The organism is Butyrivibrio sp. YAB3001 (assembly GCF_900112195.1).
Taxonomy (GTDB): domain Bacteria; phylum Bacillota; class Clostridia; order Lachnospirales; family Lachnospiraceae; genus Butyrivibrio.
Map to the genome: position 1 here is coordinate 45,496 of NZ_FOKR01000002.1, position 25,302 is coordinate 70,797.

A 25,302-nucleotide genomic window follows, 5' to 3' on the forward strand; every position below is an offset into this window, starting at 1 on the left:
TAGGATGACCTGTTGACACAATATTTTAAACCAGTAATTATATCTATAGTAAATGTTATGAAAAATTGGCATTTACTATAGATATTTTTTGAAAGCTCCCATGTATTATGAATTTTTGTGCTTGTAAACTGCAGATAACGTGTGTATAATATTTTTTGTGCTTGTCACAAGCTGGAATGGCGCAGTTGGTAGCGCAACTGATTCGTAATCAGTAGGTCGAGGGTTCAAGTCCCTTTTCCAGCTTTATTTTTTTGCTTTTTTTCGAGCTTTTTTCTATTATTTGTTCTGATAAATAATTATTTTAAAAGTTTATAAAACTTGTGATATAATATTACATTGAAAGATTGTTTTTTAAGAGAGGGTGTTTTTAAGATGAAAGAACTTAAAGATTATGTAAGAACTATACCGGATTTTCCTGAGGAAGGAATCATGTTCAGAGACATAACATCTGTACTTCAGGATGCTGATGGTTTCCATCTTGCAATTGATAAAATGCAGGAGATGGTTGCTGATCTTGATTTCGATCTTGTCCTTGGCGCTGAGTCAAGAGGATTCATTTTTAGTGCTCCAATTGCTTATAACAGAGGCAAAGCACTTGTACCTGTAAGAAAGAAAGGAAAGCTTCCTTGCGATACTATCGAGGTTGAATACGATCTTGAGTATGGTAAAGCTGTTCTTGAAATTCACAAGGATGCTATCAAACCTGGACAGAAGGTTCTTCTTGTTGATGACCTTATGGCTACAGGCGGCACTATTGAAGCAATGATCAAACTTGTTGAGAAGCTTGGCGGTGAAGTTGCAGGAATATTGGTGCTTATGGAACTTAAGGGCCTTAAGGGAAGAGAAAGACTTAAAGATTATAGACTTGATGCAGCAATCAGCTACGAAGGGAAATAATTAGATGCCGCAGAATTTCGATGATGGAAGAATTGAAAACATCGAAGAGTTTCAAAAGCCTAGTACTTTGTATGAAGGCCTTATTAAGCGCGTAAGGAAATATCATCCATCGGATGATATTTCTCTTATAGAGAAGGCTTATACACAGGCTGCGGAGGCTCATAAAGATCAGCTACGCAAATCAGGTGAACCATATATCATTCACCCACTTTGCGTGGCTATTATTCTTGCGGATCTTGAGATGGATAAGGAGACCATTGCTGCAGGACTTCTTCATGATGTGGTAGAAGATACAATCTGTACCAAAGAGGAAATAGAAAATTGTTTTGGAGCGGACGTTGCGCTTTTGGTTGATGGTGTCACCAAATTGACAGCACTGCAGCTTTCTACTGATAATACAAACAAGACTCAGGAACAGATTGATATGCAGGCTCAGAATCTGCGTAAGATGTTCCTTGCAATGGCCAAGGATATCCGTGTTATCCTGATCAAACTTGCGGACAGATTGCATAATATGAGAACTCTTGCTCATATGCCGCCTGAGAAGCAGCAGAGGATTGCACAGGAAACTTTGGATATTTATTCTCCGATAGCGGGGAGACTTGGTATCAGTAAGATCAAGGTTGAACTTGACGATCTGTCTCTTAAATATTTGAAACCTGACGTTTACTATGACCTTGTAGACAAGGTTGCTGTCAGAAAAAGTGAACGTGAGAAATATGTTGAGGATATCTGTGTTAAGGTTCGAACAGCTATTAAGGATGCCGGCATTTCCGGTGAGGTAAATGGCAGAGTTAAGCATTTCTTCAGTATATACAAGAAAATGCGCAACCAGAATAAAACTCTTGACCAGATATATGATTTATTTGCCATAAGAATTATTGTGGCTACTGTTAAAGACTGTTATGCAGCGCTTGGAGTAATCCATGAGATGTATAAGCCCATTCCGGGAAGATTTAAGGATTACATTGCAATGCCCAAGCCCAACATGTATCAGTCTTTACATACTACGCTGATCGGACAGACAGGTCAGCCATTTGAAATTCAGATTCGTACTTATGATATGCATAAAGCGGCAGAATATGGTATTGCTGCTCATTGGAAATATAAGGAAGCTTCTGATGGCAAGAAGGCTGAAAATGGCGAAGAAGAGAAGCTTATCTGGCTTCGACAGATTCTTGAATGGCAACAGGATATGTCTGACAATCAGGAATTTATGAATCTTCTAAAGAGTGATCTTAATCTTTTTTCAGAGGATGTATATTGCTTTACTCCAACCGGTGAAGTTAAGAATCTCCCTGCCGGTTCTACACCTATCGATTTTGCTTACAGCGTACATAGCGCGGTTGGCAATAAAATGATAGGAGCTAAGGTTAATGGAAAACTTGTGCCGATTGATTACAAGATTCAAAATGGCGACAGAATTGAGATAATCACCAGCCAGAATTCCAGAGGACCAAGTAGAGACTGGCTCTCGATTGCAAAAGCTACTTCCACTAAAAACAAAATCAATCAGTGGTTTAGAAATGAACTTAAAGATGAGAATATTGCCAAGGGAAGAGAGCTTCTTATTGAATATTGCAGAAGTAAGGGAATAGATCTTTTCTCAATTTCTAAACCTGAATTTCAGAATATTGTAATAAGAAAATATGGATTCCATGATTGGAATGCTATATTAGCAGCAGTTGGACATGGTGGACTTCGTGAAGGTCAGATCATCAATAAGATGCTTGAACTTGGTGAAAAAGACCACAAGCGCAATATTACTGATGAGGAAGTTCTTGCGGCAGTTGCAGAATCTAATATTACACCTCAGGTATCAAGCTCTGATAATGCGATAATTGTTAAGGGCGTTCATGATGTGGCTGTTAGATTTTCGAAATGTTGTAATCCTGTTCCGGGTGATGATATTTGCGGATTTGTCACAAGAGGGCGAGGTGTATCCATCCATCGCAGAGACTGCGTTAATGTCATTAAGATGCAGGAAGAAGACAGAACAAGACTTATCGAGGCAAAGTGGCAGTCTGACAACTCATCAAATGGCGGCAAATATGCTGCAACTATTAAGATATTTGCTAATAATAGAAGTGGTCTTCTTGCTGATATATCAAGAACATTGTCAGAAAAGAATATTGATATCATTTCTATGAACACAAGAACAAGTAAGCAGGGGCTTGCTACGATGGAAACCTCTTTCCAGGTATCATCAAGAGATCAGCTTCGCGAGATTGTTGACAAGATCAGACAGATTGACAGCATTATAGATATTGAAAGGACCACAGGTTAATGGCAGCTAAGAATATTCAAGTGGCTTCGATGACTCTTGGAATGTGCGGGACAAATTGCTACTTTGTTTTTGATCAGGACGCTCAGGATGAGCAGGGAATGAGACATGGCATTCTTTTTGATCCGGCAGACAGAGGAGAGAGAATTTTTGAAACTCTCAAAGATAAGAATCTTATAATTGATCTTATTCTTTTGACTCATGGACATTTTGATCACATTGGTGGAGCTGAAGCACTTAGAAAACTTAGCGGTGCTCAGATTGGCTGCTATGAAAAAGAAATTGGTCTTTGTAATGATCCATATCTTAATCTGTCCAACGATTTTGGCGGAAAGCTTATTATAGTGCCTGATATTACCTATAAAGATGAGAGCATTATAAGTGCAGCAGGTCTTAGCTGTAAGCTGCTTGCTACTCCCGGTCATACGTCAGGAAGCTGTTGCTATCTCTTTGAGGATGAACAAATACTTATTAGTGGTGATACACTTTTTGAAGAGTCTGTTGGAAGAACGGATTTTCCCACAAGCTCAACAAGTGAACTTATTCGCTCTATCAATGACAGGATTTTTATTTTACCTGATGAGACAGTTGTATATCCGGGTCATGGTGAAATGACAACTGTAGGTCATGAGAAGATGTATAATCCGTTTTGCAGAATGTGAGATTCATTTTATAATCCGTGGCTTAGAAATTGTTTAACGTCTGTAGTGTAAAACAATTTCTAAACTACGGATTTTTGTTGGATATAAATGTAAGTGTTTTATTTTTATGGAGTATTTTAGATGAAAAAGATATTAGTAAATACTGACAAACATCAATATGATATTCATTCTCTTTTCAAGGCTTTTTTGGGAAATGAAGATGTAAAAGTTATTACTGAGCCAAATGATGATGAGAGTTTTTATGCTGTTATAGAGATTAAGTCTGTAAATAAGTCAGATTTATCAGATGAGGGAAATGTAACCGTAAGGCTGGAAGACGGAACTGAGTCTGAGTACAAATATCTGGATGAGTTTAATAATGGCCAATCCAGCATTTCCACAAACGGTGAAAAGGCTGATAAGCCTGATACCAGTAAAAATGCTGTAAAAAAAGCTATTTATACTGCACTTTGCAAATCTACAGGCAAGGAACTGCCATGGGGAAATCTTACGGGAATAAGGCCTACAAGGATTGCAATGAATCTTATTGATAAGGGGCAGAGCGATGAAGAAATAGCGCAATATATGAAAGATACCTATTTTGTCAGTGATGAAAAAATAAAGCTTAGTACATTTATTGCTAGACGCGAGAAGGAAATTTTAAAGAACATTGACTATTTGAACGGTTATAGCCTTTATATTGGAATTCCTTTTTGCCCGACAACCTGTCTATATTGTTCGTTTACTTCGTATCCGATTGGTGCTCATAAGAATATTGTAGATGACTATATTTCTTGTCTGGAAAAAGAAATAGATTATGTGGCTGAGAATTTTAAGGGTAAAACCCTTGATACAATTTATGTTGGAGGTGGTACACCGACAACTTTGGAGCCTCATCAGATTGAAAGGCTCCTTGGATATGTGAGAGATAAACTGGATATTTCAGGTGTTAAAGAGCTTACTGTTGAGTCAGGGCGCCCTGATTCTATCACAAGAGAAAAGCTCGCAGCTATGAAAAAAATGGGAGTTTCAAGAATATCAGTTAATCCACAGACTATGAGGGATGAAACATTAAAGCTTATTGGAAGAAGGCATACAGTTTCACAGCTGATAGATTCTTTTAACATGGCAAGAGAAGAGGGCTTTGACAATATAAATATGGACATTATACTTGGCCTTCCGGGTGAAACTGCTGATGATGTCAGATATACAATGGAAGAAATAAGGAAACTGTCGCCGGATGATCTTACAGTCCATTCTCTTGCAATCAAGCGAGGATCTAAGCTTTACGAAGTAATCCATGAAAAAGAAATGAAGGGAGAGCTTAAGGTTCCGCTTTTTGAGTCAATAAATAATACTGAAGAGATGATGAGGATTGCATATGATGGCGCTTTGGAAATGGGACTTGAGCCATATTATCTCTACAGACAGAAGAATATAAGTGGCAATTTCGAAAATACCGGGTATGCAAGAAAAGGGAAAGCCGGCATATACAATATCCTTATAAATGAAGAAGTTCAGTCTATTGTTGCTCTTGGGGCTGGAACGGTTACAAAGAGAGTATTTGGCGGCGGAAGAATAGAACGTTGTGACAATGTAAAAGATGTTGCCCTGTATATGAACAATATAGATGAAATGATTGAACGAAAAAAAATACTATTTAATTTATAAAAATGATTGTATTTTTATAAATTTGGTGTCGATTTATGTTCAACTTGTGAACGAAAAGTGAAATAAAATTTTAACCATATAAAATTTTCATGTATAGAACTATCAGATTTTTTGATAATATTACCAAAAAAGATGTTGTAATAATCAATTATTAGAGTTGATATAAAGAAATTGTGCGACAATAATTCGGAAATTAGTCAAATAACTTACATATAGGAAACTGAAACATAAATTTTCAGTGCCCCATTTTGCAACATACAGAGCCGCAATTATTGAAAAAGTTTGTGCAATATGCTATTATTATATCAAAATAAGACGATATTGCCTAAATAATGAAGTGCAATATCAAAGGAGGTTTTTTATGTTATTCCAACTTTATAGCGACCTGGCTGCTACGCAGTTACTTGGTTGGGTGTTGGTATTCTGTGGTCTTATTCTTATGAATGAGATCGGTCGTAGGACCAAAATTGGCGGAATGATCGTATTTGTTATCATTCCAAGTATCTTAACTGTTTATTTCATCCTGGCACATTTACATTTATTTGACTTTGGTGGAAATCCAAACCCTACTGTAGCTTACATGGATGGCTGGTTCCACTATTTTAAGCTTTATGCTGCAGATATCGGCTGCGTAGGCTTCATGATGATCAAGTACAAATGGGGTATCGGCAAGGAAAAATGGTTTGCATGGTTCCCATGGGCAATTGTTGCTGCTAACATCATGATTGCTAATGTATCTGATATGGAATCTGCACTTGCAGCTTATTCAATCACCGGAGACCTTACAGGTGCCTGGTGGGCATCAAATGAAGGTGTATTTATCTATGGTGGATGGTGGAATGTAGTAAATGCTCTTGCAGGAATGATCAATATTTTCTGTATGACAGGTTGTGTTCACCTTTATTCATCAAAGGATAAGAACCATGCAGATATGCTTTGGCCTGATATGACTGTTTGGTTTATCGTAGCATATGATGTATGGAACTTTGAGTACACATACCTTAATCTTCCTACTCATTCCTGGTACTGTGGTGTTGCACTTCTTCTTGCACCTACTTTTGCTAACGCATTTTGGAATAAGGGCGCATGGATTCAGAACCGTGCTAACACACTTGCTATCTGGTGCATGTGGGCACAGGTTGTTCCTACATTCCAGCTTACAACTAAATTCCAGGCAGCACTTCCTTCAGTTTACGGTGGCGCTACAGAAAATGGAATTACAACAGCTATGCTTTACGAGAAGGCTATTGAGCTTTATAATGCACAGCAGGGTAAGACAGCTGCTGCAAATGAAGCCATCGCTTCAATGGGAATTACAGCTGATCCCAGAATGCAGGGATTCGTTGCAATCCTTTCAATTGCTATCAACGTGATCTGCATTGCAGAAATCATTAAGAGATCTTGCAAGCTTGGCAAGAACCCTTATGCTAATGAAGTATTTGCAGATACAAAAGACTTTAAACTTGCTATGGAGCGCGCAGAATAATATGGATAATGTAAGAGTCATCGAAGTAAAAAGAAGTATTTTTGAAAGTAATGACCAGGATGCTGAGAAACTTAGAAGTGAACTCAAGGCTTCAAAAACGTTTCTTTTAAATCTTATGTCTTCCCCTGGATCAGGCAAGACAACTACGCTTACGAGAACTATTGAGTTTCTTAAGGAAAAATACAGAATTGGTGTTATGGAAGCGGATATAGATTCTGATGTTGATGCTAAGACTATTGCTGCAACTGGCGTTAAGTCAATCCAACTTCATACAGGTGGAATGTGCCATCTTGATGCTGATATGACAAGGCAGGGCATTCGTGAACTTGGAACTGATGATGTGGATTTTGCTATCCTTGAAAATGTTGGTAATTTGGTTTGTCCTGCTGAATTTGATACAGGAAGTTCTAAGAATGCGATGATTCTTTCTGTTCCTGAAGGACACGATAAGCCTTTGAAATACCCGCTTATGTTCAGCATTTGCGATGTTGTGCTTATCAATAAGATTGATGTTATGCCTTACTTTGATTTTGACCTTGAAAAATGTAAGGAAAATATACTGTTCCGAAATCCTAATGCGAAAATCATCCCTATCTGTGCAAAAACTGGAGAAGGTATGCAGGAATGGGCTGATTGGCTTTCTGAGAATATTGATAAATGGAATAGTTGATTTTGTTTTAGTGGGAGGTCATGGATGACCTCCCTTTTTTTGCAAAAAATTATTTTTATAGGAGATTTTTTATGGCAACAAACTATAGACCGGACTGCATTAAAAATGACAATTCTCCGGTTCGCGAACCTGTAATGAAACTTGCAACTAAGATTACAGACAGAATTCCGATCAAACTTGGTCTTCAGAAAATGACAAAAGATGACCCTGAGTATTGGGCAATAGCTGCAATGGTAACAGACGAAGAGGCTTTACTTGGACTTAAGTTCGATGTCCGTAAGCCAATGACATTCTCGGAGATTCAGAAAAAATCAGGTATTGAAGAGAAACACTTACAGGAGCTCCTTGATCACATGTCATGGAGTGGTATCTTAGAGTATAACTGGGAAAATGAAGCTCACGAAAAACAATGGGTACTTCCTATGTATGTCCCGGGAAGTGCTGAGTTTTCCAATATGAACAAGGATCTTATTGATGCGCATCCTGAGCTTGGAAAATTCTTTGATTATATGACCAGACTTCCTTTGGAAAAAGTAACCAAGATGGTTCCTCCGGGAGGAGCTGGAGTAGGAATGCATGTTATTCCGGTTGAAAAAGCTATAGAAATGAATAATGAATCCATTTCTCTTGAGCATATTTCACACTGGCTTGATAAATATGAAGGCAAATATGCCGCAAGCCCTTGTTCATGCCGCCGTTCACGTAAGACATATGAAGAAGGCTGTGCAGATGATGAATGGGATTGGTGTATTGCAGTTGGTGATATGGCTGATTATGTTGTAGAAACCAACAAAGGCGGAAGATATATCACTAAAGAAGAAGCTCTTGCCATCTTCAAAAAAGCTGAGGACAACGGATTTGTTCATCAGATCACAAACATCGATGGCGAAAACAAGATTTTTGCTATTTGCAACTGTAACGTGAACGTATGCTACGCGCTTAGAACTTCACAGTTGTTCAATACACCAAATATGTCACGTTCAGCGTATGTTGCTAAAGTTAAAAAAGAAAACTGCGTTGCATGCGGACGCTGTGTAGAAGTATGTCCTGCAGGAGCAGTTAAACTCGGACAGAAACTTTGCAAAAAAGACGGTTCACAGGTTAAATATCCTAAGCATCTTCTTCCTAGTGATAAAAAATGGTCTGAAGCTGATTGGGATTGGGATTACAGAGATAATAACAGAATAAACTGCTATGATTCCGGTACTGCGCCTTGTAAGACAGCATGTCCTGCACACATTGCAGTACAGGGATATCTAAAGCTTGCAGCTCAGGGTAAGTACACAGAAGCACTTGCTCTTATCAAAAAGAACAATCCACTTCCTGCTGTTTGTGGACATATTTGCAACAGACGTTGCGAAGAGGCTTGTACAAGAGGCACAATCGATCAGGCAGTAGCTATAGATGAAGTTAAAAAGTTCATTGCAGCAAGAGACTTAAATGCAGAAACTCGTTTCATACCTGAGAAGGTTGTTCCTAAGGTCCAGGGCGAATTTGATGAAAAGATTGCTATCATTGGTGGTGGTCCTGCAGGTCTTTCCTGCGCATTCTATCTTGCAGAAAAAGGTTATAAGCCTACAATTTTTGAAAAGAATCAGAAGGCAGGCGGAATGCTTGTTTATGGAATTCCTTCATATAAGCTTGAAAAGAATGTTGTTCAGGCTGAGATAGATGTTATCAAAGCTATGGGCGTTGAGATAAAGACTGGCGTTGAAGTCGGAAAAGATATAACTCTTGATGAACTCAGAAATCAGGGATATAAAGCTTTCTATATTGCAATTGGATGTCAGGGCGGAAGAAAGGCCGGAATTCCTGGTGAGGACGCAGAAGGTGTTGTTACAGCTGTTGATTTTCTTCATGCTGTAACAGATGATGAGTCTATTAAGGTTGAGGGTGATGCTGTTGTTATCGGTGGTGGTAATGTTGCTATCGATGTCAGCAGAAGCGCTGTAAGATGTGGAGCAAAGAGCGTAAAGCAGTTCTGTCTTGAAACAAGAGATAGTATGCCTGCTTCTGATGATGAAGTTGAAGAAGCTATAGAAGATGGTGTAGAGATCAATTGCGGATGGGGACCTAAGGAAATTCTTACTGAGAACGGTAAGGTTAAGGGAATCGTCTTTAAGAAATGTACATCTGTAAAAGATGCTGATGGAAGATTCAATCCTCAGTATGATGAAAATGATACTGTAACAGTTGAGTGTCAGCATGTATTCCTTTCAATTGGCCAGAGCATTGTATGGGGTGATCTTATAAAGGGCTCAAAGGTTGAGCTTGGAAGAGGCCAGGGTGCTGTTGCAGACGCACTTACATATCAGACTGCTCAGCCGGATATTTTTGTAGGTGGTGACGTATATACCGGTCCTAAATTTGCTATTGATGCCATTGCTGCAGGTAAGCAGGGTGCTATTTCAATTCACAGATTTGTTCAGCCACATTCATCACTTACAATTGGCAGAAATCGTAATGACTTTAAGGAACTTAATAAAGAAGATATTCTTGTTAAGGACTATGATACCTGCAAGAGACAGATCCCTGGAAAGAGCGATGCTATAAAGGATCCTACACATTCTTTCAGAGATGCAAAGCTTGTATTTACAGAAGAGCAGGTTAAGGCTGAGACTGCAAGATGCTTATCTTGTGGCGCATCAGTTGTTGATACAAATAAGTGCATCGGCTGTGGACTTTGTACCACAAAGTGTGAGTTTGATGCTATTCACCTTTACAGAGATAATCCAGAGTGCTCAACTATGAGAAAGAGTGAGGATAAGCTTAAATATATCCTTCCTTATGGTCTCAAACAGGCAATCAAGATCAAGTTTAAGGGTGAAAAGACTCAGGAAGATTATGAGTGATAATCATGCATGAATTAGGTGTTGTATTTAAAATAATTGATGACCTTACAGATCTTAGTGAGGAAAAAGAGATAAAAAAGATTCATTCAGTAACGATTCAGCTTGGTGAGGTTTCCGGCGTTGTGCCGGAATACCTTACTGATGCCTGGAAATGGGCAGCTGCAAAGACTGACATTTTAAAAGGCTCAGATCTTTTGATAGAAACGTTACCTGCTGTGACATATTGTGAGGAGTGTAATTCAGAATATGATACAGTCAAGTATGGAAGAATCTGTCCTAATTGTGGCAGTGAAAAGACCTATCTGCTCAAGGGAAATGAGTTTATGATCAAGGAAATATCTGCGACCTGACTAATGCGTGTTTCTGTGATTTAAGGTAAAAATCTATAGTTTATGATATAAACAATACAGTTGTCTGTCAGTTCAAAATATTACTTTTGAGTCTTTCAGGCAACTGAATTGCTATGTGGAATGTTTTTTAGCCCGAATTTTAGGGGTTGACGAATGTACTAATTATGTATATTAATAAGAAATAGTGGTTTTATAGTAAGCGTTGTGGTAATTTGCTTACTATGATAAAAAGATATTATGAAGGGGCTATATTAGATATAATGGCAACAAAAACAAGTAATAACAAGAAAAATGCACTCCTTATTGTTGAGTCACCTACTAAGGTTAAGGCAATCAAAAAGTTTTTGGGGGCTGGTTATGATGTTGCTGCCAGCAACGGACATGTTCGTGATCTTCCTAAGAGTCAGATGGGAGTAGATATCGAACATGATTTTGAACCGAAATATATCACTATTCGTGGAAAAGGCGACATTCTCGCTGATCTTCGCAAAAAGGTAAAAAAAGCTGATAATGTTTATCTCGCAACCGACCCTGACCGTGAGGGTGAGGCTATTTCCTGGCATCTTATTTCAGCATTAAAGCTTGAAGAAGCTGATGCCAAGGTTCAGAGAGTAACATTTAATGAAATTACTAAAAATGCTGTAAAAGAGGCAATGAAACATCCCAGAGATATTGATATGAATCTGGTTGATGCTCAGCAGGCAAGAAGAATTCTTGACAGAATGGTTGGTTATAGCATCTCACCTCTTTTATGGTCTAAGATAAAGAGAGGTTTAAGCGCAGGACGAGTTCAGTCAGTAGCGCTTCGTATCATAGCTGACAGAGAAGAAGAGATCGATTCCTTTATTCCAAGTGAATATTGGACACTTGATGTTAATCTCAAGGCTGAGGGCGAGAAGAAGCCACTTGTTGCTCACTATTATGGAACTCTCAATGAGAAAAAAGAAATAAAGTCTAAGGATGAACTTGAAAAGATATGTGCATCTTTAGAGGGGCAAAAGTATGTAGTAAGCGATATCAAAAAGGGTGAAAGAACTAAGAAGGCGCCACTTCCTTTTACTACATCAACTCTTCAGCAGGAGGCTTCCAAAGCGCTTAATTTTTCGACACAAAAGACAATGCGTGTTGCACAGCAACTTTACGAAGGAATAGAACTTGGAAAACAGGGAACAGTCGGTCTTATTACATATCTTCGTACCGATTCAACCCGTATCTCTGATGAGGCTATTGCATCAGCGAATGATTATATCCTGAATAACTTTGGTAAGGAATACTTATCAGAAGGCACTACAGTTAAAAAGAGTGATGCCAAGATTCAGGATGCTCATGAAGCCATCAGACCTACCTATGTTGAAAATACTCCTGTAATGGTGAAAGAATATCTTTCAAGAGACCAGTTCAGGTTATATCAGCTGATATGGCGCAGATTTATGGCAAGCCGTATGGCTCCTGCAAAGTATGAGACTACTTCTGTTAAGATTGATGCCGGAGAGCACAGATTTACAGTTGCAGCTTCCAAGACTGTTTTTGATGGATTTTTGAATGTCTATACAGATGAAGATGATCAGATTGAGAAAAATGTTCTCATGAAGAATCTTGATACTGATACAAAGCTTTCTTTTGACGCTTTTGATGCTGCACAGCATTTTACACAGCCTGCTCCACATTATACTGAGGCATCACTTGTACATGACCTTGAAGCTCTTGGAATTGGCAGACCCAGTACATACGCGCCTACAATTTCTACAATCCTTGCAAGACATTATATTACCAAGGAAAATAAGGCGATTTTCATAACTGAGCTTGGCCAGGCAGTTAATAAGATGATGAATGATGCTTTCCCTCAGATCGTTGATGTTAATTTTACATCCAATATGGAAGCTTTACTTGATGGTATTGCTGAGGGAGAAGTTAAGTGGAAGACTGTTATTGAGAATTTCTACCCGGATCTTAATGAAGCGGTTAAAGAAGCTGAGAAAGCTATGGAGAAGATTCAGGTCCAGGATGAAGTTACTGATGAGATTTGTCCTAACTGTGGCAGAAATATGGTCATCAAATATGGTCCTCATGGTAAATTCCTTGCTTGTCCGGGATTCCCTGAATGTAAGAATACAATGCCATATTTTGAGAAGATTGGCGTTGAATGTCCAAAATGCGGAAAAGATATTGTTCTTAAGCGTACACGTAAGGGAAGAATGTATTATGGCTGTATAGATGCTCCTGAATGTGACTTTATGTCATGGGCAAGACCTGTTAAAGAAAAGTGTCCTAATTGCGGAAGTTTCATGGTTGCAAAGAGCAATAAAATTGCATGTAGCAATCAGGAATGTGGATATGTTTGCAACAGGGAAAACAATAATTAAAGATTATTCATTGTAATAATATAAACTTTCAGAAAACTTTACCTTTTTTTCATAATTGTAGGTGCTTTATTGTTTGAAGCACCTATTTTTTTATGCTATCATAACAATAGCATTATTGTGAATTATGCGATATTGCGTGAATTTCTATATGTAGAGAAGTCTATCAAAAAGGAGAAATGCGATGAGTAGTGTTCAGCTACTGGATAAAACCCGTAAAATCGGAAAGCTTTTGCACAACAGTAATTCAGGTAAAGTTGTTTTTAATGATATCTGTAGAGTCTTATGTGATATCTTATCCTCAAATATGTTTGTCATCAGTAAAAAAGGCAAAGTTCTAGGTATTGGTGAAAGCGCAAATGTTGAATCATTAAGTGACCTTTTAGTTGATGATGTTGGTTCTTTTATTGATCCAATGCTTAATGAAAGACTTCTCACGATTCTTTCTACAAAAGAAAATGTTAATCTGGAAACCCTTGGGTTTGAAGGAATAGACAGTTCCAAGTTCCAGGCAATAATAACTCCTATCGAAATTGCAGGAGAAAGACTTGGGACATTGTTTATCTATAAGACAAATGAACCTTACGATATCGACGATATCATTCTTTGTGAATATGGCACAACAGTTGTAGGGCTTGAGATGCTTAGGGCTGTTAATGAAGAAAATGCTGAAGAAAGCAGAAAGCTTGCAGTTGTAAAATCAGCAATAGGAACATTATCATTTTCTGAGATGCAGGCAATTATCCATATATTTGATGAGCTTGACGGAATGGAAGGCGTTTTAGTTGCAAGTAAGATCGCTGACAGAGTTGGCATAACCAGAAGCGTTATAGTAAATGCTCTTAGAAAATTTGAAAGTGCCGGAGTTATTGAATCAAGATCTTCTGGAATGAAGGGAACTTATATTAAAGTTACCAACGATGTTGTTTTTAACGAAATTAAAAAATTAAAACAAGAACTATGAAGATTTTTGAAAAAATGTCCGATATATTTATTAACACGGTGGAATAAAATAGTATTTAAATTTAATATTTTCAGGATGGATGATGATGAAGGGATTTATCGATTTGATAGATCCCTTTTTGATGTTATTTTATAAATTTTTCATAACCTTTTGTTAAATATAGTTTATAAAAAGTTTATAGATATAGTATTTATCGATAAAAGAAAACACTATATAAAGCATTTTTGCTTGTATTTTAGATAAAAAAAACTTATGATTAATATATAGGTTTAATAGTGGAAACCATGCAATACATGGAGGTGCCTATGATAAACAGTAATGCATTTGATTATATCAATGTACTTGATAAAGCGGCTGATGCTTCCTGGATCAGAAACGAAGTTTTGGCAAATAATATTGCTAATGTTGATACTCCAGGCTATAAACGACAGGACGTTAATTTTGAAGATGAACTTGAAAGGGCATTGGGTAATTCAAAATATAAAACAATGGATGCCAAGGTTGCAGGTCTTAAGGACAGTCATTTAAAACCAAGAGTTATCAACGATTATTCGAACTTCTCATATCGAATGGACAAGAACAATGTTGATATAGACACTGAAAATGTAACTCTTGCAGCCAACCAGGTTAAATATATCGGTTTAATGGCAGGACTAAAGGCTGAATTTGCAAATCTTAAGGCTGTATGTAAGTCCTGATAAGAGGTATTTTTCAAGTTTTAAGTGATGTTGAAAGGAGATATATATGAGTATTTTTGATTCCTTTAATATCAATTCGTCCGGCATGACAGCCCAGCGATTTAGAATGGATATTATTTCTGAGAATATAGCAAATACCAATACAACAAGAACTGCTGACGGTACTCCTTATGTCAGAAAAGTTGTAAGATTTGCTGAAAAAGGGACTCAGACTCCTTTTTCAAGAATATTAAATGAAAGACTTGATCATTATTCAGGCCGAGGTGTAAAGGTTGTTCAGGTTCAGGATGATACATGGACACAGATGAATATTGTATATGATCCTTCTCATCCTGATGCCGATGAAAATGGTTATGTTACATATCCGAACGTTAATACCGTTACTGAAATGACTAATCTTATTGACGCAAGCAGATCTTATGAAGCAAATGCAACAGCTTTTAATGCCAGCAAGAATATTGCAAATCGTGGATTGGATCTAGGCAATACCTGATAGCATAAATAGGTAACTTGTTGATTGTTGTAAGTATTGGAGGGGATTAAATGGCATCACTTGATATAGCTGAACTTCGCAATGTTACTTCTGATGTAATAAAAAGTGCTGAAATAAAAAACAGCAGAGTATTTAATGTACTCGGTCCTAAAGAAGAGGAAGACTCTTTTTCTGTTATTTTCGATAAAGCTCTTGAGAATATCAATACCACAAATGCATACTTATCAGATGCTGAGAATGAAGAAATAAAATGGGCTTTGGGGCAAACTGATAATACCCATGATCTTTCAATTGCGCTTCAGAAGGCGCAGACTGCATTGCAATACACTGTCGCAGTCAGAGACAGAGCTCTTGCGGCTTACCGTGAGATTACGCAGATGCAGATTTAATGTCATATCCTTTTTAGCTTTAATATTTATTTTAGGGGAGGGAGAATAAATGGCTGAAAGATTTCGAGCCCTGTGGCAAAAAATTCTCGATTGGTGGAACCAGTTCACAGCAAAGCAAAAGACACTTATTGTAGGTGCCGGTACTGTTGTGCTGCTCACCATTATCATATTGGTTACTGTTCTGAACCAGCCACAATATGTTCTATTGGCTCAGGCCAATTCTGCCAAAGAGGCTTCTGAGATAAAGGAGCTTCTTGATTCAAATTCCATCAATTATAAAATGTCAGACAATGGCCTTGAATTCAGAGTCCTGAAAAAGGACCAGGCTAATTCAAGTCTTCTTTTGGGCGCAAATGATATTCAGTCGTATGCCTATACTATCAACAATGTTACTGAAGGCAGTTTTTCTACCACTGAATCTGACAAGCAAAAGAAATATGTAAAATATCTTGAAAGTCAGTTAGAACATGATTTTTTGGCAAAGTTTGAAGCTATCGACAGCGCCACTGTAACGCTTCATATTCCTGACAATGACGGAACTCTTATTGGAAACCAGGAAGAAGCATCAGCAAATATTTTGCTTAATATTGCAGACCCTGGAAGCTTTAACGAAGATAATGCAGCTTTTATTGCAAAGGCAGTGGCTGCAGCTCTCGGAAAAAAATCAACCAACGACATCGTAATTCTTGATACTTCAGGAAACATGCTCTTTTCCGGAAGCGAAGAAACTACAACCGCCGGAATAGCCAGCAATCAGCTGACCTTAAAGGCTAAAGCAGAACAGGTTGTTAAGAGCGAAGTAAAAAAGGTTCTTCTTGGAACCAAGCTCTATGATGATATTGAAGTTGCAACAAACCTTGTCCTTGATTTTTCAAATGAAGAAACAGTTCAGCACGATTACACTCCGGCTGATGATCAAAAACAGGGGGTTTTAAGCCATGAACAGACTTACAATGCAGAGAATGTAAACGGAGTAAGTGGTATTCCTGGAACTGACACAAATGCAGATGACGAAACAACTTATGTAACCCAGGATAATAACAACTCAACTTCAACCATTACGGAGGAATCAAGGGATTACCTTCCAAATGAGAAGATCACAACTACGACCAATATTCCGGGTTCAATCAAATACGATGAATCATCAATTTCTGTTACAGCTATTGACTACAACATTGTAAAAGAAGAAGAGTATGATCCTACGAAATTTGAAAACATGACCTGGACTGAGTATAAGGTTGCTCATACAGAACCAGAGATCAAGACTGTACCCGATGAGATGAAGGAGGTCGTTTCAAAGGCTACAGGCATCTCAGTTGACAATGTGGCAATGGCTGCTTATACACAGTATGTATTCCTTGACAAGACTGCCAGCGGTATTACCGTTACAGATATTCTTCAGATTGTAACAATCCTTATAATCCTTGGACTTTTAGCATTTATAGTTGTCAGAAGCCTTTGGACAAAGAAACAGCAGGAGCAGGAGCCGGAACCCGAGCCACTGTCAATTGAAGAACTTCTTGAATCACAGCCTGATGAATCGCTTGCAGACATTGAAATGGATGAAGGGTCAGAGACCAAGAGACTTATTGAAAAGTTTGTTGACGAGAACCCTGAAGCCGCAGCTACACTTCTTCGTAACTGGCTAAATGAAGATTATAGCTGATGTGGGATCATAAACAATTACGATAGACGCTGAAAATTTTTTTTTGAGAGTGGGGAGTATAAAGTATGGATGCTGATTTAAGCGGTGGAAATGCTTTGATTGCCGATTTTTCCGGCACACAAAAAGCAGCAATATTGTTGATCGCCCTTGGACCTGAGAAGTCCTCCGCCATATTTAAACATCTCAAGGAAGAGGAAATTGAAGAATTAACTCTCGAGATTGCGAATACCAGAAGCGTAACTTCTCAGATAAAAGAAGCTGTTCTTGAAGAATTTTACGGAGTATTGCTTGCTCAGCAGTACATTGCCGAGGGTGGTATTACCTATGCTAAAGAACTTCTTGAGAAATCACTTGGTGAAGATAAGGCGCTTGATGTTATCAGTAAACTTACTGCATCACTTCAGGTTAAGCCCTTTGAGTTTATTCGTAAGACTGAGCCTAGTCAGTTGCTTACCTTTATTCAGGATGAGCACCCACAGACTATCGCCCTTATTTTGTCTTATATGTCACCTTCACAGAGTGCGCTTATCCTTTCGGCGATTCCGCCGGACAGACAGGCTGATGTTGCAAAACGAATAGCTGCTATGGACAGAACAAGTCCGGATACAATTAAGGAAGTAGAAAAAGTGTTGGAATCAAAGTTGTCTTCTCTGGTAAACCAGGACTACACAATTGTCGGTGGTGTAGACGCAGTTGTAGAGATTTTGAATACTGTAGACCGTGCGACAGAAAAGCATATTATGGAAACACTCGAAATCGAAGAGCCGGAACTTGCAGACGAGATCAGAAAGAAGATGTTCGTATTCGAAGACGTTCTTCTTCTGGACGACAGATCTATTCAGAGAGTGTTGCGTGAAGTTGAAAACAGTGACCTTGGACTTGCTCTTAAGGGTGCAACTGAAAATGTTCAGACTGCAATCTTTAATAACCTGTCAAAGCGTCTTGCTGCTATGATCAAGGAAGATATGGATTTCATGGGTCCGGTGCGTATGAAGGATGTTGAGGAAGCACAGCAGAAGATTGTTAACGTAATCAGAAAGCTTGAGGATGCTGGTGAAATTGTTATCTCCAGAGGTGGAGGTGATGAGCTAGTTGTCTAATTTATATAAAGCAGGCTATGTATATTATGATTTAGCTGAAAAATTTGTAATTGACAGTAATGATCTTGCCAACGAGAAAATCGAAGCTTTTCATGAACGAGAGGTCAAAAGGCAAAAAGCCCTTATGGCCCAGGCTGAAGGCTTCGATGGCGAGATTGGTGATAGTGATTTTGTTCCTGGTATAGATATGGAACAGATTTCACAATTAACTGAGGATCAAGGCGTGATCGAACCATTTCCTGATCCTCAATTTGATATGGAAGCCATGCAGGCTGAAATTGATCTAAAGCTCCAACAGGCTCAGGAACAGGCAGATGCCATTATTCAGAATGCTCAGGAACAGGCTCAGGCTATTATGGATCAGGCTCAGGATGATGGACATCGGCAGGGATATGAGGCTGGTTATCAGGAAGGAGTTGCTGCTGCCGAAAGTCTTAAACAGGAAATCGAAAATCAGAGGGCTGACCTTGAAGCTGAATATCAGCAGCTTGTAGAAGGAATTGAACCTGAGATGGTAGATGCTCTAACTTCCATATATGAACATGTTCTTGGAATTGAACTTAAAGAAAATAAGGGAATTATTTTACATCTGCTAAAAACTACACTCTCCAGAATTGAACCTGGAAATGATCTCATAGTTCATGTCTCTTCAGATGATTACGACGATGTTATAGAAGAAAGACCGATGCTTGAAGCTTGTGTTACTTCTCCGAATACATCTATGGAGATCATTGAAGATCCTCTTTTAAAAGAAAATGAATGTATGATTGAGTGTGACAGTGGGATATTTGATTGCAGTCTTGGAGTTGAATTATCAGAAATTTCGCGTAAGCTCAAACTGTTATCCTATGATAGACCACGTAAATAAACGGAGTATTAATGTTAACATCGAAAATCGATCTGACAAAATACAAAAAAATGCAGAATGCGCCTTTTTATCGTACAAGTGGTAAGGTTGTGAATGTAATTGGCCTTACTATTGAATCTGCAGGGCCTGATGCAAAGCTCGGTGATATATGTCTTATATATCCCAAGAAAAAAGATAATGAAAATCCTTCCGATAATAAAGGAAGACCATCCATGGCAGAAGTTGTTGGATTTAAAGATAATCATGTACAGCTGATGCCCTATGAAAATACAAGCGGGATAGGAAATGGCAGTATTGTAGAAAACACTGATTCTCCACTTAGAGTAAACGTCGGTGAAGGGCTTTTGGGAAAGACTCTGGACGGACTTGGAAGAATTGATGGAACAAGCTTTGGAAAAGGTGTTGCACTTGAAGATGGAATTGCATATTCCGTAGAAAATCAGCCACCGGATCCAATGACAAGAGATCCTATTTCTGATGTATTATCACTTGGAGTAAAGGCAGTAGATGGTCTTTTGACTGTAGGTAAGGGACAGAGAATCGGAATTTTTGCCGGTTCAGGTGTCGGCAAGAGTACCTTGCTTGGAATGTTTGCAAGAAATACGCAGGCGGACATAAATGTTATAGCGCTCATTGGCGAGCGTGGAAGAGAGGTAAGGGAATTTATTGAACGAGATCTTGGCGAAGAGGGCATGAAGAGGTCAATAGTTGTATGTGCGACCAGCGACAGACCTGCTCTTGAGAGATTGAAAGCTGCAAAGACGGCAACGTCTATAGCAGAATATTTCAGAGAAAAAGGAAAAGATGTCCTTCTTATGATGGACTCGCTAACAAGATTTTCAATGGCTCAAAGGGAAATAGGACTTGCAAGTGGAGAACCTCCTGTTTCAAGAGGATACCCGCCAAGTGTTTATGCTGAGATGCCAAAGCTTTTGGAGAGAGCTGGTAAATCAAGAAAAGGCTCAATTACAGGTCTTTATACAGTATTGGTTGATGGTGATGATATGAATGAGCCTATCACTGATACAGCAAGAGGTATACTTGATGGTCATATTGTGCTTAACAGAAAACTGGCACAGAAAAACCATTATCCCGCGATTGATGTTCTTGCCAGTATTTCCAGATGTATGTCAGCCATTGCTGATCCTGAACATAAAAAAGCTGCAGGTAAGTTTAAAAATGTTCTTGCAACTTATAATGATGCTGAGGATCTGATAAATATTGGCGCATATAGGAGCGGAGCAAACAAAAATATTGATTATGCAGTCTCGAAGATAGAAAAAGTTAATGAGTTTCTTATGCAGGAAACTGATGAGAAATATACATTTGAGCAGATAAGAGCGATGCTTATCCAGATGTTTGAAGACTGAGGATCCTAAATGCCAAAATTTGTTTATCGAATGCAGAGTGTCCTGAATATCAAGCAAAAGGCCGAAAGCCAGATCAAGATGGAGTTTGCTACTGCTCAGGCAGAACTAAACAGACAGATTGATATTTTGGAAGAGTATATCAGAAGAAAAGAAAACTATCTGAAGGAAGCGGAAGAACTCAGAAATACTGAAACGCTTAATCTGCAGGATATTTTGGATAATCAGTATGCTACAGCGCAGATGGATGTAATGATAGCATCTCAGTCCAAGGTAGTGGCTCAGCACGAAGAAATTGTAGAAAAAGTGCGAGTAAGGCTTACGCGTGCAATGCAGGAGAGAAAAATGCAGGAAACGCTAAGGGAGCATGCTTATGCTGACTGGATTGAGGAACAAAAACAGGAAGAATTTAAGATTAACGACCAGCGCACCAGTTATACTTATACCTTAAGACAACGTGGCGAAGGATAAAACTTTAATTTTGAGAGGACGATTATGGCTGAAGCACAAAGCACTTTTCCGGCTAATCCCGATGATCCTAAGGCGGCGAAGGCCAAGCTGAAAGCGGATAAAAAAGAATATCAGAAACAGCTCAAACAACAGCGCAAGGAAGCTAAGGAAAAAGCTCAGGAATTTGCTGACAGGACTGCCGAGATTAACGGTGATAATGCAGGCGGATTTGCGACGATTGTAATTACTTTTCTGATCATTCTCATATGGCTTGCTATCATGGCTCTTTTGATAAAGCTTGATGTGGGCGGCTTTGGATCTGATATCCTTGCCCCATTAATTAAAGATGTACCATATCTGAATTTGATCTTGCCTGACAGCGCATTAAAAGATGATTCTGGCACAGGAGATAATGAAGTTGTCGTGACGGATGCCACAGGCCAGTCAACGACATTGGAAGGAATTGATGAGGCCAAGGCTTATATTAAACGTCTTGAGCAGGCACTTCAGGATGAGATGGTAAAAAACAGTGAGCTGACCACTCAGAATGAAGAACTTAAGGCACAGGTTGAACGACTTGAACCTTTTGAACAGCAGCAGAAAGAGTTTTATGAGGAAAGAGCAAAGTTCTATGCAGAAGTAGTTTATGCAGACAATGCTCCTGATCCATCAAATTTTGCTACTTATTATGAGATGATAGATCCGGAAAATGCGGCGAAGATTTATGAGAAGGTGGTTGCTGCTGAAGTTGATGATGCTGCAATACAGGCTTTTGCAAATACCTATTCCTCTATGAAGGCAAAACAGGCTGCTTCCATATTTAATGAGATGGTTGATGAAAATCAGATTCAGCTTGTTTCACGAATCCTTGCACAGATGACAGTTGAGAACCGTTCTGATATCCTGGCAGCAATGGATAAGGCAAATGCAGCTAAGCTTACACAGCTGCTTGAACCATCTGTTTTGGAGAATGAGTCTACACAGGTTACAGGCGGAAAATAAAAGATAAAGCTTTTTCATGGTTTAACATTATTGGCCATGGGAAAGCTTTTTTTGTTCTTTCAAAGGAAATTTAGATAATGTTATAAGATTTTTCTTCATCATGCCGATATATTAGGTGAGAATTTATGTACCTTTACAATTTAACAGAAAGGAGGAATTTGATGGGCAGTGCTACAAGTACAATGGATGTAAGAATGTCCATGATTCAAATGAGTACTGCAGCTGCAAATGTTTCCGGTATAGCTTTTTCAAAGACCAGTAAGAATGCGACAAATATGTGCTTTGATGGTTTTCTTGCCAAGGCATCTGAAGGAAAGGTTCAAAATATAAGTTATAATTCCGGTTCGGGAAATGAAACGCCTGTAAAAACAGACAAGAAAAACATAGAGCCTGTAAAAAAAGAAACATATTCAAAGGATTCTGAACCAAAAGCTGAAGAAGCTTCAAAAGAAGTCAAAACTGTTGTAAATGAAACAACTACAGAAAAGTGTTCAGATACTAATGAAGAAAAAGTAAATATCGATACCAAAACAGCTGATACTCAGACAAATGTTAAGCTGCAGGAAAAAGCAGATGATGATGCAAAAAAGATTATTGCAGAGCTTGCAGAACTACTTGATATATCAGAGGATAAAATCATAAATGCAATGCAGATGCTTGGAATTATGCCAGCCACCTTACTTGATTCACAGAATGTAAAGCTGATGGTAACAGACATTTTAGGCGAGGATAAGGCGCTTGATCTGATAACTGATTCAGATCTATATACTCAGATGCAGGACCTCATGGAGGGTGCAGAAGGTATGAGGAGCGAACTCATGAAGGAGTTTAACTTATCCGATGAAGAGTTTGATGCAGTAGTAAAAGAATTTAATGAAGTTATCAGACCTGTAGAAGGAACTACAAGCAAAGAACCGGTAGTGGAAGTTAAGGATATGCATGTAACTTCTGATACTTCAGAAGAAATTGTTTTTACTGCAAAGAACGATGTAAAGGATAGCGAGGCACCACAGTCTAACGTTCTGACAGATACAGTAGCAGTAGATAAGACTGATATTGTTTCAAAAAATACAGCAATCAATGATGAATTAAATAAAGAAAAGATAGTTGAAAAGCCGGTTGCAGAAGAATTTGAAGCTGTTGAGCCAAAGGACCCTGTCGTTAAGGCACCCGGAGAAACTGCAAAGAAAAACAGCAGTAATGATTTTACCGGAAGCAATCAGAATACAAATCCGTTTAACCAGATTCTAAGTAATATATCAGAAGCAGTAAGCACAACAGAAACTACAACGGTTGAATATACTGACAGAGCACAATTCGAAAACATTGTAAGACAGATCACCGAAAAGATCAGTATCGTTCATAACACGCAGGAAACATCAATGGAACTTCAGTTACATCCTGCACACCTGGGACATGTCAATATTCTTTTGACAAGCGGAAAAGATGGTATCATAGCAAAATTCACAGCCCAGAATCAGATAGTTAAAGAAGCTGTTGAAACTCAGATGATACAGTTGCAGCAAAAGTTTGATGAACAGGGAATAAAAGTAACAGCGATAGAAGTAACAATTGCAAGCCACGCGTTTGAACAGAATTTCCAGCAAAATGAGCAGAACAAGGCATTCGAAGAAACTCAGGCAAAATCAAAGAAGTCTCTCAGAAGGATAAATCTTTCAGATGTTGATGAGATTTTAGAAGAGGAAGAAATGTCAGATGAAGACAGACTTGCAGCTTCAATAATGGAAATGAACGGAAATACCGTAGATTTTAGTGCATAGTATGAATAAGTGTAGCTTTATTACTACGGTTATTATATAGCAACAAAATATAGTCTTAAATATGTAGCCGTAGTAATAGAGTTGTCTGGAGGATAGAATATGGCAGATGTTAATTCAGTTAGCGCAGTTGTTCAGGACGGAAAGGTCCAGAATCTGAATAATAAATCTAAAAAGACAGAAGAAGCTTCAAAAGCAGGTTATGACAAAGATTCTTTTATGAAAATCCTGGTTGCGCAGATGAAATATCAGGATCCTCTTGAGCCTACTTCCAATACAGAATATATCGCTCAGTACGCAACCTTTACCGAGGTTGAGCAGATCAGTAACATGGCTAATGCAATGTCCATGTCAAGAGCTTCTGAGCTTGTAGGAAAAGAAGTAAGAGTTGTTCAGGAAAATCCTGACAATGGCAAGACTACAGATATCACCGGCAAGGTTGATTATGTAACTTACAGCGGAAATAAGGCATATCTTACGATCAATGGTTCAAAATACAGTGTTGATGATGTTGTTGAAGTTTATGCAGAAGACTTTACAGATGCCAAGGCAGTGGTTGAAGACTTCCAGAAGGCTATCGACAAGCTTCCTGCAACTATTGATTTCATAAATGAAGAAGAACATGGCCTTACAATCGATACAATGTATGAGTTCTACACAACCAAGATGGATGAGAAGGCAAAGAAGATGATGGATCCTGATTATGTAACAGCTCTTCAGCAGTATGTAAACAGAATTGATCAGCTAAGAGGTGACACACCAAGATCACTTTCAGCAACAAGCAGCTCTTCTGAGTCAAAGATAGAGAAGGTAGAACCTGTCGAGACATGACGCCTACAGTAGATGGAGGATATAAATATGATAATGGATGATCTAAGATTTACTTCCATCGGACAAGTTCAGGATCAATATTTAAATCCCAAGGTCCCCAAAAGTGATAATAATAAAAATATTCTAAAGGGTGAGGATTCTTTTGCCTCTATCCTAAGTAAAGCCAAAGAATCTGCCGATAAAAACATTGTAGCAGATAGTGGAGTAAGATTTTCCAAACATGCTGCAAACAGATTAAACGACAGAAATATTGAGCTCTCAATGGAACAGATGAACAGACTCAACCAGGGAGCAAAACAGGCAGGAGAAAAAGGGATAAAGGATTCCCTGATACTTGTCGATCAACTTGCCTTTATTGTGAATGTACCCAATAAGACAGTTGTTACAGCGATGGATCAGACAGAAAATAACAGTAACGTATTTACAAACATAGACGGTGCAGTAATAGCGTGATTGGCCCGAAGTGAATAATCATTTATTCATCA

22 protein-coding genes and 1 tRNA gene are annotated in these 25,302 nt (G+C 38.4%); all 23 read left to right on the forward strand.

All coding sequences use genetic code 11. The features are described from left to right. The first annotated feature begins 170 nt into the window (after positions 1-170). The 23 genes from BM086_RS00170 to BM086_RS00280 all read left to right on the forward strand — a co-directional run bounded on the left by BM086_RS00170 (position 171) and on the right by BM086_RS00280 (position 25,270). Positions 171-243 (forward strand) — tRNA-Thr (locus BM086_RS00170). 129 nt (positions 244-372) lie between these two features. After that, positions 373-897 carry an adenine phosphoribosyltransferase gene (locus tag BM086_RS00175; RefSeq protein ID WP_092321649.1) on the forward strand — a complete coding sequence of 175 codons (525 nt, stop codon included), beginning with the start codon at positions 373-375 and terminating at the stop codon, positions 895-897. Between the two features lie 4 nt (positions 898-901). Next, positions 902-3,184 (forward strand): RelA/SpoT family protein, encoded by a 2,283-nt coding sequence (locus BM086_RS00180; protein WP_092321652.1) that lies wholly within the window; start codon positions 902-904, stop codon positions 3,182-3,184. Then, positions 3,184-3,843: an MBL fold metallo-hydrolase gene (locus tag BM086_RS00185; protein ID WP_092321655.1), complete on the forward strand. Its 660-nt coding sequence runs from the start codon at positions 3,184-3,186 to the stop codon at positions 3,841-3,843. Before BM086_RS00180 ends, BM086_RS00185 begins: the two co-directional genes overlap by 1 nt. 120 nt (positions 3,844-3,963) lie before the next feature. Continuing rightward, positions 3,964-5,493, forward strand: coding sequence for a coproporphyrinogen dehydrogenase HemZ (hemZ, locus tag BM086_RS00190; protein WP_092321658.1), 1,530 nt, complete (start codon positions 3,964-3,966; stop codon positions 5,491-5,493). A gap of 361 nt (positions 5,494-5,854) precedes the next feature. Beyond that, positions 5,855-6,979: a DUF5692 family protein gene (locus BM086_RS00195; protein WP_092321661.1), complete on the forward strand. Its 1,125-nt coding sequence runs from the start codon at positions 5,855-5,857 to the stop codon at positions 6,977-6,979. A gap of 1 nt (position 6,980) precedes the next feature. Then, positions 6,981-7,649, forward strand: coding sequence for a hydrogenase nickel incorporation protein HypB (gene hypB, locus BM086_RS00200; protein WP_092321664.1), 669 nt, complete (start codon positions 6,981-6,983; stop codon positions 7,647-7,649). Between the two features lie 71 nt (positions 7,650-7,720). Then, positions 7,721-10,501, forward strand: coding sequence for an FAD-dependent oxidoreductase (locus BM086_RS00205; protein WP_092323447.1), 2,781 nt, complete (start codon positions 7,721-7,723; stop codon positions 10,499-10,501). Between the two features lie 5 nt (positions 10,502-10,506). Further along, positions 10,507-10,851 carry a hydrogenase maturation nickel metallochaperone HypA gene (locus BM086_RS00210; RefSeq protein ID WP_092323450.1) on the forward strand — a complete coding sequence of 115 codons (345 nt, stop codon included), beginning with the start codon at positions 10,507-10,509 and terminating at the stop codon, positions 10,849-10,851. Positions 10,852-11,111: 260 nt separating this feature from the next. Continuing rightward, entirely contained in the window at positions 11,112-13,214 is a 2,103-nt protein-coding gene (gene topA, locus BM086_RS00215; RefSeq protein ID WP_092323453.1) for a type I DNA topoisomerase, read from the forward strand. A gap of 181 nt (positions 13,215-13,395) precedes the next feature. Further along, complete coding sequence (codY, locus tag BM086_RS00220; RefSeq protein WP_092321667.1) at positions 13,396-14,175, forward strand: GTP-sensing pleiotropic transcriptional regulator CodY; 780 nt, start codon at positions 13,396-13,398, stop codon at positions 14,173-14,175. A 305-nt stretch (positions 14,176-14,480) separates the two neighbouring features. After that, a complete protein-coding gene (gene flgB, locus BM086_RS00225; protein WP_092321670.1) occupies positions 14,481-14,873 on the forward strand; it encodes a flagellar basal body rod protein FlgB in 393 nt (130 codons plus the stop codon). Between the two features lie 46 nt (positions 14,874-14,919). After that, entirely contained in the window at positions 14,920-15,366 is a 447-nt protein-coding gene (flgC, locus tag BM086_RS00230; RefSeq protein ID WP_092321673.1) for a flagellar basal body rod protein FlgC, read from the forward strand. Positions 15,367-15,416: 50 nt separating this feature from the next. Beyond that, on the forward strand, positions 15,417-15,755 hold the full coding sequence (gene fliE / locus BM086_RS00235) for a flagellar hook-basal body complex protein FliE (RefSeq protein ID WP_092321679.1): 339 nt from the start codon (positions 15,417-15,419) through the stop codon (positions 15,753-15,755). 49 nt (positions 15,756-15,804) lie between these two features. Further along, entirely contained in the window at positions 15,805-17,421 is a 1,617-nt protein-coding gene (locus BM086_RS00240; protein ID WP_092321682.1) for a flagellar M-ring protein FliF C-terminal domain-containing protein, read from the forward strand. A gap of 65 nt (positions 17,422-17,486) precedes the next feature. Beyond that, positions 17,487-18,521 carry a flagellar motor switch protein FliG gene (gene fliG, locus BM086_RS00245; protein ID WP_092321685.1) on the forward strand — a complete coding sequence of 345 codons (1,035 nt, stop codon included), beginning with the start codon at positions 17,487-17,489 and terminating at the stop codon, positions 18,519-18,521. Further along, entirely contained in the window at positions 18,514-19,389 is an 876-nt protein-coding gene (locus BM086_RS00250) for a FliH/SctL family protein (RefSeq protein ID WP_092321688.1), read from the forward strand. The genes fliG and BM086_RS00250 overlap by 8 nt, the downstream gene beginning before the upstream one ends. A gap of 11 nt (positions 19,390-19,400) precedes the next feature. Further along, on the forward strand, positions 19,401-20,759 hold the full coding sequence (gene fliI, locus BM086_RS00255) for a flagellar protein export ATPase FliI (protein WP_092321691.1): 1,359 nt from the start codon (positions 19,401-19,403) through the stop codon (positions 20,757-20,759). Positions 20,760-20,768: 9 nt separating this feature from the next. Further along, the gene (fliJ, locus tag BM086_RS00260) at positions 20,769-21,227 is read left to right on the forward strand and encodes a flagellar export protein FliJ (RefSeq protein WP_092321694.1); all 459 of its coding nucleotides are present in this window, start codon (positions 20,769-20,771) and stop codon (positions 21,225-21,227) included. Between the two features lie 24 nt (positions 21,228-21,251). Further along, positions 21,252-22,208 carry a hypothetical protein gene (locus BM086_RS00265; protein WP_092321697.1) on the forward strand — a complete coding sequence of 319 codons (957 nt, stop codon included), beginning with the start codon at positions 21,252-21,254 and terminating at the stop codon, positions 22,206-22,208. A gap of 161 nt (positions 22,209-22,369) precedes the next feature. Beyond that, positions 22,370-23,989, forward strand: a complete 1,620-nt coding sequence (locus BM086_RS00270; protein ID WP_175560038.1) for a flagellar hook-length control protein FliK — start codon at positions 22,370-22,372, stop codon at positions 23,987-23,989. 99 nt (positions 23,990-24,088) lie between these two features. Next, the gene (locus tag BM086_RS00275) at positions 24,089-24,817 is read left to right on the forward strand and encodes a flagellar hook capping FlgD N-terminal domain-containing protein (RefSeq protein WP_092321702.1); all 729 of its coding nucleotides are present in this window, start codon (positions 24,089-24,091) and stop codon (positions 24,815-24,817) included. A gap of 27 nt (positions 24,818-24,844) precedes the next feature. Continuing rightward, positions 24,845-25,270 carry a TIGR02530 family flagellar biosynthesis protein gene (locus tag BM086_RS00280; protein WP_330391454.1) on the forward strand — a complete coding sequence of 142 codons (426 nt, stop codon included), beginning with the start codon at positions 24,845-24,847 and terminating at the stop codon, positions 25,268-25,270. Positions 25,271-25,302: the final 32 nt, after the last annotated feature.

Bases quoted from the DNA above. Each gene is read 5' to 3' on its own strand.
- BM086_RS00175 (WP_092321649.1), top strand. From the start codon at position 373: ATGAAAGAACTTAAAGATTATGTAAGAACTATACCGGATTTTCCTGAG.
- BM086_RS00180 (WP_092321652.1), top strand. From the start codon at position 902: ATGCCGCAGAATTTCGATGATGGAAGAATTGAAAACATCGAAGAGTTT.
- BM086_RS00185 (WP_092321655.1), top strand. From the start codon at position 3,184: ATGGCAGCTAAGAATATTCAAGTGGCTTCGATGACTCTTGGAATGTGC.
- hemZ (WP_092321658.1), top strand. From the start codon at position 3,964: ATGAAAAAGATATTAGTAAATACTGACAAACATCAATATGATATTCAT.
- BM086_RS00195 (WP_092321661.1), top strand. From the start codon at position 5,855: ATGTTATTCCAACTTTATAGCGACCTGGCTGCTACGCAGTTACTTGGT.
- hypB (WP_092321664.1), top strand. From the start codon at position 6,981: ATGGATAATGTAAGAGTCATCGAAGTAAAAAGAAGTATTTTTGAAAGT.
- BM086_RS00205 (WP_092323447.1), top strand. From the start codon at position 7,721: ATGGCAACAAACTATAGACCGGACTGCATTAAAAATGACAATTCTCCG.
- BM086_RS00210 (WP_092323450.1), top strand. From the start codon at position 10,507: ATGCATGAATTAGGTGTTGTATTTAAAATAATTGATGACCTTACAGAT.
- topA (WP_092323453.1), top strand. From the start codon at position 11,112: ATGGCAACAAAAACAAGTAATAACAAGAAAAATGCACTCCTTATTGTT.
- codY (WP_092321667.1), top strand. From the start codon at position 13,396: ATGAGTAGTGTTCAGCTACTGGATAAAACCCGTAAAATCGGAAAGCTT.
- flgB (WP_092321670.1), top strand. From the start codon at position 14,481: ATGATAAACAGTAATGCATTTGATTATATCAATGTACTTGATAAAGCG.
- flgC (WP_092321673.1), top strand. From the start codon at position 14,920: ATGAGTATTTTTGATTCCTTTAATATCAATTCGTCCGGCATGACAGCC.
- fliE (WP_092321679.1), top strand. From the start codon at position 15,417: ATGGCATCACTTGATATAGCTGAACTTCGCAATGTTACTTCTGATGTA.
- BM086_RS00240 (WP_092321682.1), top strand. From the start codon at position 15,805: ATGGCTGAAAGATTTCGAGCCCTGTGGCAAAAAATTCTCGATTGGTGG.
- fliG (WP_092321685.1), top strand. From the start codon at position 17,487: ATGGATGCTGATTTAAGCGGTGGAAATGCTTTGATTGCCGATTTTTCC.
- fliI (WP_092321691.1), top strand. From the start codon at position 19,401: ATGTTAACATCGAAAATCGATCTGACAAAATACAAAAAAATGCAGAAT.
- fliJ (WP_092321694.1), top strand. From the start codon at position 20,769: ATGCCAAAATTTGTTTATCGAATGCAGAGTGTCCTGAATATCAAGCAA.
- BM086_RS00265 (WP_092321697.1), top strand. From the start codon at position 21,252: ATGGCTGAAGCACAAAGCACTTTTCCGGCTAATCCCGATGATCCTAAG.
- BM086_RS00270 (WP_175560038.1), top strand. From the start codon at position 22,370: ATGGGCAGTGCTACAAGTACAATGGATGTAAGAATGTCCATGATTCAA.
- BM086_RS00275 (WP_092321702.1), top strand. From the start codon at position 24,089: ATGGCAGATGTTAATTCAGTTAGCGCAGTTGTTCAGGACGGAAAGGTC.
- BM086_RS00280 (WP_330391454.1), top strand. From the start codon at position 24,845: ATGATAATGGATGATCTAAGATTTACTTCCATCGGACAAGTTCAGGAT.